This is a genomic window from Verrucosispora sp. CNZ293, assembly GCF_002754655.1.
In genome coordinates, this window is the sequence record NZ_PEFR01000001.1 from 5,437,108 (window position 1) to 5,450,368 (window position 13,261).

14 protein-coding genes are annotated in these 13,261 nt (G+C 71.8%); 10 read left to right on the forward strand and 4 right to left on the reverse strand.

What is annotated here, in order from left to right; translation table 11 throughout:
• The first annotated feature begins 27 nt into the window (after positions 1–27).
• Positions 28–711 (forward strand): response regulator transcription factor, encoded by a 684-nt coding sequence (locus tag CLT74_RS24805; protein ID WP_099852850.1) that lies wholly within the window; start codon positions 28–30, stop codon positions 709–711.
• Between the two features lie 221 nt (positions 712–932).
• Here the strand turns inward: CLT74_RS24805 and CLT74_RS24810 are convergent, their stop codons facing one another.
• The gene (locus tag CLT74_RS24810) at positions 933–1,742 is read right to left on the reverse strand and encodes a DUF3109 family protein (RefSeq protein ID WP_099849372.1); all 810 of its coding nucleotides are present in this window, start codon (positions 1,740–1,742) and stop codon (positions 933–935) included.
• A 72-nt stretch (positions 1,743–1,814) separates the two neighbouring features.
• On the opposite strand from CLT74_RS24810, the gene CLT74_RS24815 reads away from it, so the two are divergent.
• Together CLT74_RS24815 and CLT74_RS24820 are read left to right on the forward strand one after the other, a co-directional pair.
• Positions 1,815–2,759: a Ppx/GppA phosphatase family protein gene (locus CLT74_RS24815; RefSeq protein WP_099849375.1), complete on the forward strand. Its 945-nt coding sequence runs from the start codon at positions 1,815–1,817 to the stop codon at positions 2,757–2,759.
• Positions 2,760–2,834: 75 nt separating this feature from the next.
• On the forward strand, positions 2,835–3,641 hold the full coding sequence (locus CLT74_RS24820; RefSeq protein WP_199172258.1) for a sugar phosphate isomerase/epimerase family protein: 807 nt from the start codon (positions 2,835–2,837) through the stop codon (positions 3,639–3,641).
• Between the two features lie 30 nt (positions 3,642–3,671).
• Here the strand turns inward: CLT74_RS24820 and CLT74_RS24825 are convergent, their stop codons facing one another.
• The 3 genes from CLT74_RS24825 to CLT74_RS24835 are packed head-to-tail and all read right to left on the reverse strand — an operon-like array spanning position 3,672 to position 5,725.
• Positions 3,672–4,229 carry a CGNR zinc finger domain-containing protein gene (locus CLT74_RS24825; protein WP_099849377.1) on the reverse strand — a complete coding sequence of 186 codons (558 nt, stop codon included), beginning with the start codon at positions 4,227–4,229 and terminating at the stop codon, positions 3,672–3,674.
• 18 nt (positions 4,230–4,247) lie between these two features.
• Positions 4,248–5,414, reverse strand: coding sequence for a glutathionylspermidine synthase family protein (locus tag CLT74_RS24830; protein ID WP_099849380.1), 1,167 nt, complete (start codon positions 5,412–5,414; stop codon positions 4,248–4,250).
• A gap of 2 nt (positions 5,415–5,416) precedes the next feature.
• Positions 5,417–5,725: a hypothetical protein gene (locus tag CLT74_RS24835; protein ID WP_486582563.1), complete on the reverse strand. Its 309-nt coding sequence runs from the start codon at positions 5,723–5,725 to the stop codon at positions 5,417–5,419.
• Between the two features lie 69 nt (positions 5,726–5,794).
• Between CLT74_RS24835 and CLT74_RS24840 the strand changes: the two genes are divergently transcribed.
• The 7 genes from CLT74_RS24840 (at position 5,795) to CLT74_RS24870 (ending at position 13,180) form a co-directional block, all read left to right on the forward strand.
• On the forward strand, positions 5,795–6,715 hold the full coding sequence (locus CLT74_RS24840; protein ID WP_099849383.1) for a proline dehydrogenase family protein: 921 nt from the start codon (positions 5,795–5,797) through the stop codon (positions 6,713–6,715).
• 101 nt (positions 6,716–6,816) lie between these two features.
• Positions 6,817–7,617: an alpha/beta fold hydrolase gene (locus CLT74_RS24845; protein WP_099849386.1), complete on the forward strand. Its 801-nt coding sequence runs from the start codon at positions 6,817–6,819 to the stop codon at positions 7,615–7,617.
• Positions 7,610–8,197, forward strand: a complete 588-nt coding sequence (locus CLT74_RS24850) for a TetR/AcrR family transcriptional regulator (protein ID WP_099849388.1) — start codon at positions 7,610–7,612, stop codon at positions 8,195–8,197. Before CLT74_RS24845 ends, CLT74_RS24850 begins: the two co-directional genes overlap by 8 nt.
• A gap of 71 nt (positions 8,198–8,268) precedes the next feature.
• Complete coding sequence (locus tag CLT74_RS24855; protein WP_486582564.1) at positions 8,269–9,795, forward strand: hypothetical protein; 1,527 nt, start codon at positions 8,269–8,271, stop codon at positions 9,793–9,795.
• 42 nt (positions 9,796–9,837) lie between these two features.
• On the forward strand, positions 9,838–11,226 hold the full coding sequence (locus CLT74_RS24860) for a permuted SH3 domain-containing protein (protein WP_099849390.1): 1,389 nt from the start codon (positions 9,838–9,840) through the stop codon (positions 11,224–11,226).
• Positions 11,223–11,999, forward strand: a complete 777-nt coding sequence (locus tag CLT74_RS24865) for an ABC transporter ATP-binding protein (RefSeq protein ID WP_486582565.1) — start codon at positions 11,223–11,225, stop codon at positions 11,997–11,999. Before CLT74_RS24860 ends, CLT74_RS24865 begins: the two co-directional genes overlap by 4 nt.
• On the forward strand, positions 11,996–13,180 hold the full coding sequence (locus CLT74_RS24870) for an ABC transporter permease (protein ID WP_099849393.1): 1,185 nt from the start codon (positions 11,996–11,998) through the stop codon (positions 13,178–13,180). Before CLT74_RS24865 ends, CLT74_RS24870 begins: the two co-directional genes overlap by 4 nt.
• Positions 13,181–13,261 lie beyond the last annotated feature (81 nt).

The window sequence follows — 13,261 nt, forward strand, 5'->3', positions numbered from 1 at the left end:
GTCCGACCGATGGAAAGGAAACGCCCGTTGAGTCGAGTTCTGGTGGTCGAGGACGAGGAGTCGTTCTCAGACGCCCTGTCGTACATGCTCCGCAAGGAGGGGTTCGAGGTTTCCGTGGCCGCCACGGGGACGTCGGCTCTCACCGAGTTCGACCGGACCGGCGCCGACATCGTCCTGCTTGACCTGATGCTGCCGGAGATGTCCGGTACCGAGGTCTGCCGGCAGCTGCGCCAGCGCTCGCCCGTGCCGATCATCATGGTCACCGCACGGGACAGTGAGATCGACAAGGTGGTCGGCCTGGAGATCGGCGCCGACGACTACGTGACAAAGCCGTACTCTCCCCGCGAACTGGTCGCCCGGATCCGCGCGGTGCTACGCCGGCAGAGCCCGGAGGCACCCGAGTCGGGCGTGCCGACCCTCGCCGCCGGGCCGGTCCGGATGGACATCGAGCGGCATGTGGTGACCGTTGACGGGGGCACTGTGCAGTTGCCGCTCAAAGAGTTCGAGCTGCTTGAGCTGCTGCTGCGCAATGCGGGTCGGGTGCTCACCCGGGGCCAGTTGATCGACCGGGTCTGGGGCGCCGACTACGTGGGCGACACGAAGACACTTGACGTACACGTCAAGCGGCTGCGCTCCAAGATCGAGCCGGAACCCTCCACCCCACGCCACATCGTCACGGTGCGCGGTCTCGGCTACAAGTTCGAGCCCTGAGCCGACCCGACCCGACCCACACCCGCTCCTGACCGCCGTCGTTGATGACGATCTGTCACGACCCAGACGGAGCTGCGTTGCGTGACGCCGCAGCGACCCAGCCAGTCTCCTGCTCGGCGGCAGGGGAGTGGTCGGGTCGGAGGCAGATGGTTACCCGGTGTGAGGGCTTGCTGCGGCGCGTGGCCAGGCCGACCGGCAACGGACGCCGCCTGACGCCCGCGTCAGACGCCGTCGGCGGGGTGGGGGGCGACGAGGCCCCGGCGCGTCCGGGCCGCGCACAGCTCGGCCAACCGGGCGTATGCGGCCGCGCCGATCAGCGCGGTCAGCTCCGGGGCGTACGACAGGTACATCGGGTCCGCCCCTACGTGCGCATCGGTCGAGGAGGTGCACCACCAGTCGAGGTCGTGCCCACCGGCACCCCAGCCGCGTCTGTCGAACTCGGCGAGCGTGGACACCAGCACCTTCGTGTTGTCCGGCCGCTTCACCCACTCCTGATCGCGGCGGATCGGCAGTTGCCAGCACACGTCCGGCTTGTACTCCAGCGGATGCGCCCCGTCGCGCAGCGCCTGGGCGTGCAGCGCGCAGCCGCCTCCGCCCGGGAAGTCCGCGTCGTTGAGAAAGACACAGGGACCGTCAGCGCCCTGGGTGGCGGTGCGCCGGGCCGGTGTCTTGCCGTCGACGGTGTCATTCGCGGTCCAGTTCTTGAACCCGCGCCGGTAGTGCTGCCAGGTCTGCGGGGTCAGCCGCTTCACCGCGGCACGGACCCGCGACTCGTCGTCGGAGTCGGTGAAGAACGCACCGTGCGAGCAGCAGCCGTCGGCCGACCGGCCGGCGATGATGCCGTGGCAGCCCCGGCCGAAGATGCAGGTCCAGCGGGACAGCAACCAGGTGAGGTCGGCCCGGATCAGGTGCTGTTCGTCAGCCGGGTCGACGAACTCGATCCACTCCCGGGGGAAGTCCAGCGGCACCTCCCGGCTGCGCGGGTCGGCCGGGTCGTCCACCAGCACACGGAGTTCGATCTGCCCTGTCACCCGGCCAGCGTACGCGTGGTGCGGCGGGCAGGTCGCCGAGTGGCGAGAACCGGGTGGGCCTAGGGTTCTCCCATGCGACTGGGTGTCCTCGACGTCGGTTCGAACACTGTGCACCTGCTGGTGGTCGACGCCCATCGCGGCGCGCACCCGTGGCCGGCGCACTCGGAGAAGGCGGTGCTGCGCCTCGCCGAGCAGATCGGCCCGGACGGCGCGCTCCGCGAGGTCGGCGCGGACGCCCTGGTCACGGCGGTGGACGCGGCGCGTGTGGCGGCCACCGAACTGGAGGTGGACGAGCTGATCGCGTTCGCCACCTCCGCGGTGCGCGACGCCACGAACGCGGCCGACGTGCTCGCCCGGGTGCGGGACTCCACAGGCGTACGGCTGGAGGTGCTCTCCGGCGCCGACGAGGCGCGGATGACGTTTCTGGCCGTCCGACGGTGGTTCGGGTGGTCCGCCGGGCGGCTGTTGGTGCTGGACATCGGCGGCGGCTCGCTGGAGATCGCGGCGGGTATCGACGAGGATCCGGACGTCGCGGTGTCCCTGCCGCTGGGAGCCGGCCGGCTGACCCGGGACCGGCTCGGCGTCGATCCGGAGAGCACCGCCCCGCCCACCCCGGAGACGGTGGAGAAGCTGCGGCAGTACGTCGACGCCCACCTCGATCCGGTGGTCGAGCGGATGACCGAGGTGGGTTGGGAACGGCCGGTGGCGACCTCGAAGACCTTCCGTACGCTGGCCCGGCTCGCCGGTGCGGCACCCAGCGGGGCCGGACTCTGGGCCCGACGCCGGCTCACCCGGTCCGGGCTGCGGCAGGTGCTCGGCTTCATCCGGCACATCCCACCCGCTCAGCTTGTCGAGTTGGAGGGGGTCAGCGCCGGGCGCTCCCATCAACTGCTGGCCGGTGCCGTGGTCGCCGAGGCGGTGATGCGTCGACTCGGGGTCGACTCCCTCGATGTCTGTCCGTGGGCACTACGGGAAGGTGTGATCCTCAGCCGGCTGGATCGACTGGCACCTGTGTGATCCCCGTCGTCCTCGCTGTCCGGTTTACGTACTCTCGTCATGGTGTCTCGACGCACGGCGGCTACCCTCGGTGGTGTGACTTCCCGCGTGCCGGTGCTCCTGTCCAGTTCCTCGGTCTTCCCTGAGCGGACCGCGGCGGCGTTTCAGCTGGCCGCGACGCACGGCTACGACGGCCTCGAGGTGATGGTGTGGACCGATGCGGTCAGCCAGGACGCCGGCGCGCTGCGGGGCCTGTCCGACCATTACGGAGTGCCGGTGCTCTCCGTGCACGCTCCCTGTCTGCTGGTGACGCAGCGGGTGTGGAGCCCAGATCCGTGGGAGCGGCTCCGCCGGGCAGCGGTGCTGGCCGAGACGCTGGAGGCGCCGACCGTCGTGGTGCACCCGCCGTTCACCTGGCAGCGGGAGTACGCGCGAGGCTTCGCCGAAGGACTCGACCGGGTGGCCGGTGAGTTCGGGGGCCTGCGGTTCGCGGTGGAGAACATGTATCCGGTCCGGATGGCGGGCCGTCAGTTCGTGCCGTACGTCCCCGGCTGGGATCCCACCGAGGCCGGTTACGCCTCGTACACGCTCGACCTGTCGCACTGCGCGGCCTCGCACACCGACGCCCTGGCGATGGCCGACCGGATGGGCGACGGCCTGGCCCACGTGCATCTCGGCGACGGCACCGGCGAGGGACGCGACGAGCACCTGGTGCCCGGACGCGGCAACCAGCCCTGCGCCGAGCTGCTGCGCTCGCTGGCCGGGCGGGGCTTCACCGGCTCGGTGGCGGTGGAGGTGACCACCCGGGGCGCGAAGAGCCGGCAGGTCCGCGAGGCGGATCTACGCGAGGCGCTGGCCTTCGCCCGTCAGCACCTGAACACGCCGTCCCCGGTCGACGCCTGACCGTCGCCGCGCCACCTCGATCGGGGCGGCTCAGGAAACCGGTGTCAGCGGGTCCGGCTGGCTGGGCACGGCGGCCCGCTTGCGGGCCCGATGGGCGGCCACGTGCGAGCGGGTGGCGCAGCGCTCCGAGCAGAACCGCCGGCAGCAGTTGGACGAGGTGTCCAGGTAGACGTTGCCGCAGCGGTCGTCGGCGCAGACACCGAACCGGGCGCTGCCGTACTCGCACAGCCAGACCGACAGGCCCCACACCGCGCCGGCGAGGTACTCCGAGCTGACCGAGGCGCCCCGGCTGGTCACGTGCATGTGCCAGTCGCTGGAGTCGTGCCCTGAGATGCGCGGCTGCACCGGGAACGTCTCCAGCAGCGAGTTCAGCTCGCTCACGGCCTGGGCGTCCCGCCCCGACGTGCCGTACGCGAAGACGTCACGCAGCCGCTTCTGTGCGCGCCGGAAGGTTGGCAGATCCCGCTCCGCGACCTCCTCGCGCATCCACTCCTGGTCGTCGCAGAAGAGGGCGCGCAGGTCGTCGAGGTCGTCCAGTCGCGCGTTGACGAGGTCAACCCCGGTCCGGGCGTACGCGTCGAAGTCCACGCCCCAACCGTAGACGACTCATCCCGGGCGTGGCGCGTCGATGTAGTGCGGCAGGAACCGGGCGTAGCCGTCGGTGATCAGACTGGCGCTCTCCCGCAGGCCGGCACCCGCCGACTCGCCGTCGACGATCCAGCTGCCGAGCACCATGCGGTTACCGGCGAACTCGGGCAACGCCCGGAACTCCTGGTAGCAGAAGCCCTCGTCACCGTAGTCGCCCGGATTGCTGACCTCCCCGCCCGGGGTGACGATCCGCACCGCGGCACCCTCCCGACCGAGCAGCGGCTTCGCGACGTACTCGGACATCCCGCGCGGTGTGTCGAGATATGCCGGTAGCAGCAGCTCGTGCCCCGGGTACAGCTCCCACAGCACGGCCAGCAGCGCCTTGTTGGACAGCAGCAGCTTCCAGGCCGGCTCGATCCAGGTGGTCGGGGTGCCCGGTCGCACCGCCAACGGACCGTACGGTTCGGCGAGCATCCACTCCCACGGGTAGAGCTTGAAGCAGGTGGTGACCGGGCGGTCGGCGGCGTCGACGAAGCGCCGGCCGTCCCAGCCGAGCTCCTGGATCGGCAGCAGGTCGACATCCAGCCCCGCCTGGCGGGCGGTTTCGGCCAGGTAGCCGGCGGTCATGTGGTCCTCGCCGGTCTCCTCCTCGTTCGACCAGACCACGTGCACCCGCCGGTCGTACAGCCCGGCGCCGATCTTCGCCCAGGCGCCGACGAGCCGCTCGTGCAGGCTGTTCCACTGGTCCAGCTCCGGCCGGGTGTGCTCCAGCCAGTACCACTGGATGATGCTCGCCTCGACGAGTGCGGTAGGGGTGTCGGCGTTGTACTCCAGCATCTTCGGCGGCCAGCTGCCGTCGTACCAGAGGTCGAAGCGGCCGTAGAGGGTGGGTGGCGCCTCCCGCAACGACCGGGCGACCGCCTCGGCGGCCCAGGCCGGGATGCCGAACTCGGCGTACCTGTTGCGCTTCACCACGTGTTCGGCGGCGGCCAGCGACATCCGGTGCAGTTCCTCGGTCGCCTCCTCCAGGCGCAGCACCTCGTCCAGTTCGAAGGCGTACGTCGCGGTCTCGTCCCAGTACGACATCACCCCACCGTCGGGTAGCCCCGTGTCGACGTAGACCAGGCCCTGCTCGCGGATGGTGGCGTCCCAGTCGGGGCGCGGTGAGGTCGACTCGCGGCGCACGATCAGCCGCCGCAGGAGGCGAGGTGGGTGCCGAAACCGCCGCGTTCGGGCACGGACGCGCCGACCGGCTCGGGCGCGACCCGGCCGCCGCTGCCCTCGGCCGCGGGTGCCGGCACCCGCATGGCCATGGCCACCGTCTCACCGCCACCGGTGGGGCCGAGGGCGCAGTCGTCATCGTCGTCGTCGGAGGTCATGTTGCAGCCGGAGAGGGCGAGCGCCAGAGCGGTGAGCGCGCCGAGCTGCACGGAGGCCGACCGGAGTCGGCGGCGGGGGCGTTGTTCCACGACATGGTTGTAACCGATGAACGCCATCCCGTCCGCCCCGGGCCCGGGGACGACGGGGAACGTACCTGGCGGTCGGGTGGACGTTACGCTCGGCTCATGCTCCGTTCCGTCATCCTCGCCGCCTCCCGGTCAACCCGGGTCGAGCGGCTCGTCGCGACGGCCCCGTTCTCCCGGGACGTCGTCCGCCGGTTCGTCGCCGGCGCCAAGACCGACGACGCGTTGCGCGCGACCCGCGAACTCGTCGCCGACGGTCTCGCGGTCACCCTCGACAATCTCGGTGAGGACACCGTGACCGGTGAACAGGCCAACGCCACCCGGGACGAGTACCTCACGCTGCTGCGGATGCTCGCCGACGCGAAGCTGACACCCGCCGCCGAGGTGAGTGTGAAGCTCTCCGCGCTCGGCCAGGCGTTCGACGAACAACTCGCCTACGACAACGCCAGGGCGATCTGCGCCGCCGCCGAGGCGGCGGGCACCACGGTCACCCTGGACATGGAGGACCACACCACCACCGACTCGACCCTGGACATCCTGGCCAAGCTCCGCAAGGACCACCCGTCGACCGGCGCGGTGCTGCAGGCGTACCTGCGGCGTACCGAGTCCGACTGCCGCGAGCTGGCGTCGGCCGGCTCCCGGGTGCGGTTGTGCAAGGGCGCGTACCGGGAGCCGGAGTCGGTGGCCTACCAGTCGGCCCGCGAGGTCGACAAGTCGTACGTCCGGTGCCTCAACATCCTGATGTCCGGCGACGGCTATCCGATGCTCGCCACCCACGACCCGCGCCTGATCGCCATCGGCGAGGACCGGGCGCGCTGGTTCGACCGTGACCCCGACCGCTTCGAGTTCCAGATGCTCTACGGCATCCGGCCGGAGGAGCAGGCCCGCCTGGTCGGCGAGGGTTACACGGTGCGCACCTACGTGCCCTACGGCGACGACTGGTACGGCTATCTGATGCGCCGTCTCGCCGAACGCCCCGCCAACCTGGCCTTCTTCGCCCGCGCGCTGGCCTCCAGGAAGTAGCTCGGTCCGTACCCGTACCCGTACCCGTACCGCCGACCGGCCCGGTCGGCCGTACGCGCTATCCCTTGACCGAGCTGGCTAATGCTATTAGCCTAGCGGCTATGACAACTAGCTTCGTGGAGCGCGCCGGTGGCCGGATCGCCTACCAGGTGCACGGGCAGGGGCCGCTTGTGGTGCTCTCGCACGGCATGGGGGAGAACCGCCACTCGTACCGACACCTGATTCCGTTGCTGGTGACGGCGGGCTACCGGGTGGCCTCGATCGACGTACGCGGGCATGGCGACTCCAGCACCGGCTGGCCGTCGTACGCCCCGGTGGAGGTGGGTGCCGACCTGCTCGCGGTGGTTCGCGACCTGGGTGGCGGTCCGGCGGTCCTGGTGGGTAACTCGTCAAGTGGCGCGGCCGTGGTCTTCGCCGCCACCGATGCGCCGGACCTGGTCAACGGCATCGTGCTGGTCGGTGCGTTCGTCGGTCAGCCGAAGCTCAACCCCTTCATGCGGCTGGCCCAGCACCTGGTGCTGCGCAGTCCACGGCTGTTCGGCCTGTTCCACCGCACGCTCTTCCCCGTGCACCGTCCAGCCGACGACGCGGAGTACCGCCGGCAGCTGGTGGCGGCGCTGCGCCGCCCGGGCCGGATGGCACCCCTGCGCGGCGTGATCCATCCGGTGCGGCCGCACTGGACTGCCCGCGCCCCGCAGGTGCGCCAGCCGGTGCTGGTGCTGATGGGCACGAAGGATCCCGACTTCCCCGACCCGGGCGCCGAGGCCCGGGCGGCCCGGCGGCTCTTTCCGGTCGCCGAGGCGAGGATGATCACGGAGGCCGGTCACTACCCGCACGCCGACCGTCCGGAGGCGACGGCGAGCGAGCTGGTCAACTTCCTGGCGGCGGCCAACCGTGCCTAGGGCCGGGCTCAACGCGCAGATCGTGGTACGCGAGGCGGCCCGGCTCGTCGACGAGGTCGGGTATCACCGGCTCACCCTCGCCGCGCTGGCGAACCGGCTCGGCGTGGCCCTACCCAGCCTCTACAAGCACGTCAAGGGCGCCGACGCGCTTGCGCAGCAGTTGTCCGCCCTGGCCACCGCCGAGATCGCCGACGAGATGACCACCGCCGCCGCCGGCCGCAGCGGCGAGGAGGCGCTACGGGCCGTCGCCGACGCCTACCGCTCGTACGCCCGTCGCCACCCCGGCCGCTATCCCGCCACCCAGCGGGTGCCGGATCCGGCCGACCCGGCCCACCTGGCCGCCGGGGAACGCGCGGTCGGCGTCGTCTACGCCATCCTGCGGGGGTACGGCATCGAAGGCGACGCCGCGGTGGACGGGGTCCGGATGTTCCGTGCGGCGGTGCACGGCTTCGTCTCGCTGGAGGCGACGGGTGACTTCGGGCTGCCCCGCGAGGTCGACGGTTCCTTCGACCGGATGATCGCCGCGCTGGGCGTGGCGTTCTCGTCCTGGCCCGCATCGAGGAAACCCGACCCTGCCTGAACGTACCGACCGTGACAGCGCCCGGTTGATCACCCTTCCGTCAGCGCCACCGCAGGCCGTACCCTTCGCCGGTGAATCACGGGGTCCATGCGGGCGACGACCAGCCAGCGCCGACCGGTGCGGCACCGAACGAGCCGACGGCAGCGGAGCCGCTGACCGGTTCCACGGCGTCCACATCGGAAGCAGCATCGGCGACCGACCCGACAGATGTGCCGAGCGACCACGCGACGGCCGTGGCGCCGGCAACGGCTGCGGTGCCGGCGGCCCATCCGGCTGCGGTGGTGCCGGACGTCAGTCCGGTCCCCGAGCGCCGGCGGCGTCGTCGATGGCCACTGTGGGCCGCTGTGGTGGCGGTGGTGCTGGCGCTGAGCGCCGGCATCCCGGCGGTGCTGCTGACCGGTGGGCTGTCTGACGGCGTGGTCGGCGAGCCGGCCACGGCAGCCTCGCCGACGGAGAACCCGACCACAGTCGCCGCCCGACAGGTCGCCGAACGGATCACCGCGCAGCTCGACAAGCAGGCCGCCGCGCTGCTCAGCGGCGACCGGACCGGGTTCGTGGGGATCGCGACCCCCGCCGCCCGGGGTGATCTGCGCCAACGGTTCGCCGCGCTGCGGGCGCTGCGGGTGACACGCTGGCAGGCCCGTCCGAGCAGCCTGCCGATGACGGCCGGCAAGGCCGGAGAGTGGCGTCTGGCAGTCGAGTTCCAGTACTGCTTCGTGGTGCCGGACTGCCGGCCGAGCCCACTCATCGTCGAGACCCGGTGGCGCGACGGGGCCGAGCCCCGGTTGCTCGCGATCGGCAGGTCGAAGCCGGCCCCGACCATCGGCGACCGGGCCAACGGGCAACCGGGGAGCCTCCCCTGGGAGGTCAGCGCGCTGACCACCAAGACGGGTAAGCGCACGATCGTGGCCGTACCACCGGCGTACCGGAACCGCCTGCCGGGCCTGCTGCGGCGGGCCGAGGCCGCCGCGAAGGTGGCCGACGAGTACGTGGTGGCCGGTACGAAGCCCGACCGGTACCGGATCTTCTACGCCGGACCGAAGGAGTGGAAACGCTGGTACGGCGGGGACCATCCGGAGTGGAGCGCGGGCTACGCGGTGAACGTCGGTGGGGGACATTATGAGCTGGTACTCGCACCCGACAGCTTCGACTACGGTCCCGGCCTCGACGAGGTGCTCCGGCACGAGCTGGCGCACGCCGCCACCCTGCCCGAGAAGCGGGACTACTCGGACGAGTCGACCTGGTGGCTGGTCGAGGGGCTGGCGGAACTCGCGGCGGTCGACGGCCAGCCCGTCGCCCGGTACGGCGGACTGAGCGACACCCGGCGGCTGGTCAAGGGGGACTGGGACGGCAAACTCGACACGATCGCCCCTGAGGAGGACACCACGGACAGGGCGGTGACCGGCAGCTACGGCATCGCGTACCTTGCTGCCCGCTATTTCCTCGAACGCTTCGGTGAGGAACGCCTGCTGGCCTTCGCAAAGGTCGTGCTGCACGACCGCCGGATCCCGCGGCAGACCTCCGAGGAGATCTTCGATGAGTCCTGGTCCAAACTGCACAAGGAGTGCGTCGCGTACATCCGCGCAGCCGTGCGCTGACCTGGTGCCCTGGTCGAGGCGATATCGACAGGGGCTCGTAGCATGTGTCCCGTGCGCCGCTCCGACTCGCCGCGGCTGCCAGCCACGCGGCTCCGCCTGCTCACCGTCCTGCTCGCCGTCACCGTACTGACCCTCACCACCGCCGCCTCCTGCGGTGGCGACGAACCGTCGATCACGCTCGCCGCAGCGGCACGAGCCGCCGTGGCCGAGGAGATCGACGCCCCCGCCACTGTCGTCGCCCGGGCGGCGGCGACCCTCACCGCCCCGGCCGACGGCACGCTGGCCCGCCTCCGGGTGGAGCCGGGTCAGCGGGTCAAGCGCGGCCAGGTGCTCGCTGTGATCAGCTCACCGTCGGCCCGGGAACGGCTCCGCCAGGCCCGTACCGCGTTGAACGCCGCGAAGCGCGCCGGTGGTGGCGGTGGCGGCGGTGACCTCGCCGGTTCGCTGCGCGGCACCGACCGCGCCGCCGAGCAGACGCACGCCGCCGCCCGTGCCGCAGCCGCGAAGATCAGTGACCCGGAGCTGCGGAAGGCGCTGCTCACCCAGGTCGAGGCGGCACAGCGACGGTACGACTCGGCGGCCCGAGCCGCCGACCGGGCGGTACGGGAGGTGCAACGCGGCGTCCGGAACCTGAACTCCGCCGTCAGCGCGCTCGCCACCGCGCAGCGACTTCAGGCCCAGCAGGCGTACGACCTGGCCAAGGCGAATGTCGACGCGTTGACCCTGCGTGCCCCGATCGCCGGGGTGGTGCAACCGGGCGGCGTCAGCACCGGCGCTGGTTCGGCGGGGGCGCTAGCCGGGCTGCTCGAATCGGGTGGGATGCCGTCGGGGATCGGTGCGGAGGCCCTCGGCGCGCCCGCTGGCCCGCCGCCGGGCGTGGACAGCGCGGTCCCGGTGGGCGGTCGGGTCACCGCCGGCACGCCGGTACTGACCGTGGTGGACAACCGCGAGCTGGGTCTGCTCGCCGAGGTCGACGAGACGGACGTGCTGCTGGTCCGGCCCGGGCTGACCGGCACCGTCGAACTGGACGCCGTCACCGGTGCCAGCTACCTGGCCACGGTCCGGTCGATCGACGTGCTGCCCAGCACGTCGGCCCGGGGTGGGGTGAGTTACCGGGTACGACTCTCCCTCGGCCCCGGCAGCTTCGGTGAGGCCGAGCCCGCGCCCACTCCGCGCCCCGGCATGAACGCGGTGCTGCGACTGCGGGTCCGCGAGGAAGCGGACGCGGTGACCGTGCCGGCGTCGGCGCTCATCTCGGTCGACGGGCGGGACACGGTCTGGCTGGTCCGCGACGGTCGGGCCGACCGGGCGGTGGTCACCGTCGGCGTGCAGGGCCAGGACCTGGTGCAGATCGTCGACGGGGTACAGGCCGGCGACCGGATCGTCATCCGGGGCACCGACCAGGTCCGCGAGGGCCAGGAGATCGGGTGAGCCGGGGTCCGGCCATCGAGGCGTTCGACGTGTCCCGGACGTACGAGTTGGACGGCGTCTCCGTGCCCGCCCTGCGGGGCGTGTCGCTGACCGTCGGAGCCGGGGACTACGTGGCGCTGATCGGGCCCTCCGGGTCCGGCAAGTCCACCCTGATGCACCTGCTCGGCGGCCTGGACCGACCCAGCGGTGGCCGTCTGGTGATCGGTGGCCGGGAGGTGGGCACCCTCTCCGCCCCGGAGCTGGCCCGGCTGCGCAACGAGACCATCGGCTTCGTGTTCCAGGCGTTTCATCTGCTGCCGCGTACCTCGGCGGTGGACAACGTGGCGTTGCCGCTGGTGTACCGGGGCGTGGGCGCCCGCCAGCGGCGTGAGCGCGCCGCCGCGATGCTCGGCCGGGTCGGCCTGGGGCATCGGCTGCATCACCGGCCCAACCAGCTCTCCGGCGGCGAGCAGCAGCGGGTGGCGATCGCCCGGGCCCTGGTCACCGACCCGACCGTGCTGCTGGCCGACGAGCCGACCGGCAACCTGGACAGCACCACCGGTGCGGCCGTGCTGGAACTGCTGGAACGACTGAACGTCGAGTCCGGGGTGGCGCTGGTGATGGTCACCCACGACGCGGAGGTGGCGGCCCGGGCCCGGCGACGCATCGCGATGCGGGACGGCGTGGTCGTCGCCGACACCGCGGCCAGCCCGGCTGGCGGGACGGCGGTGTCGGGGCGCGGCGGCGACGCCGCGGGCGGGACACGCCCGGCGGACGGCGGGGCCGACGCGTGAGGGTGGCCGAGGCATGGCGGGTGGCGTGGGACGCCCTGCGCGCGAACCGGATGCGCAGCGCGCTGACCATGCTCGGGGTGGTCATCGGAGTGGCCTCCGTGGTGTTGCTGGTGGCCATCGGCACCGGCACAAAGCAGCGGGTGGAACAGCAGGTGGAGGGTCTGGGCTCCAACCTGCTGCTGGTCGTGCCGGGACGACTCGACGTGGGCAGTGCGCCGGCGCTCTCCCCGCTCACCCTCCAGGACGTGGACGCCGTCGGCCGGGTGGTGGGTGATCCGAGCCGGGTGGCCGTGACTGTCGCCTCCGGTGCGACCGTGCGGGCCGGCAACCGGGAGGACTTCACCACCGTCCAGGGGGTGCTGGAGACGACCCCGACGGTGTTCGCCCGGGAGTTGGGGCGAGGCCGTTACCTGACCGGTTCCGACGTGGACACCGGTCGGCGGGTCGCGGTGCTCGGCGACTCGGTGGCCCGTTCCCTGTTTCCTGACCGGGAGGCGGTCGGCCAGCAGATCAACGTGGCCGGCGTCCGCTTCCGGGTGATCGGCGTCTTCGTGCCGCTCGGGCAGAGCCTCGGCGTGGACCGGGACGACGAGGTGCACGTACCGGTGACGGCGGCGCAGCGGCTCTACGGCACCCAGCGGGTCGACGCCATAGCGGTGAAGGCTCCGGACCGGGAACGGATCGACGAGCTGGGTGACCGGATCGTGGCCGAACTGAACGGCCGGCATCCGGGCACCGAGTTCAGCGCCGTCACCCAGGAGCAGATCCTCGGTGTGCTTGGCGACATCCTCGGCATCCTGACCGGCGTACTGGCCGCCATCGCCGGCATCTCGCTGCTGGTCGGTGGGGTCGGCGTCTCCAACATCATGCTGGTTTCGGTCCGGGAGCGGACCCGGGAGATCGGGTTGCGCAAGGCGGTGGGTGCCCGTCCCCGGGACATCGGCGTGCAGTTCCTGCTGGAGGCGGTGCTGCTGACCTCCGTCGGTGGGCTGACCGGGATGGCCCTCGGCGTGGGTGGCGCACTGCTGGTGGCTGCCCTGTCGCCCATCCCGGCGGCGGTGACCTGGTGGTCGCTGGCACTGGCGTTCGGCGTCTCGGCGGCCGTCGGCATCATCTTCGGGGTGGTACCCGCCCAACGGGCCGGTCGACTCGATCCGGTGGTGGCCCTGCGCGCCGAGTGATCTCCCCGATACCCGCGGCCGAGGTTGATCGTTGCCGAAATTCCGGGTACGGCACCCGACCAGGGGTTTTTCGTCGTCAGC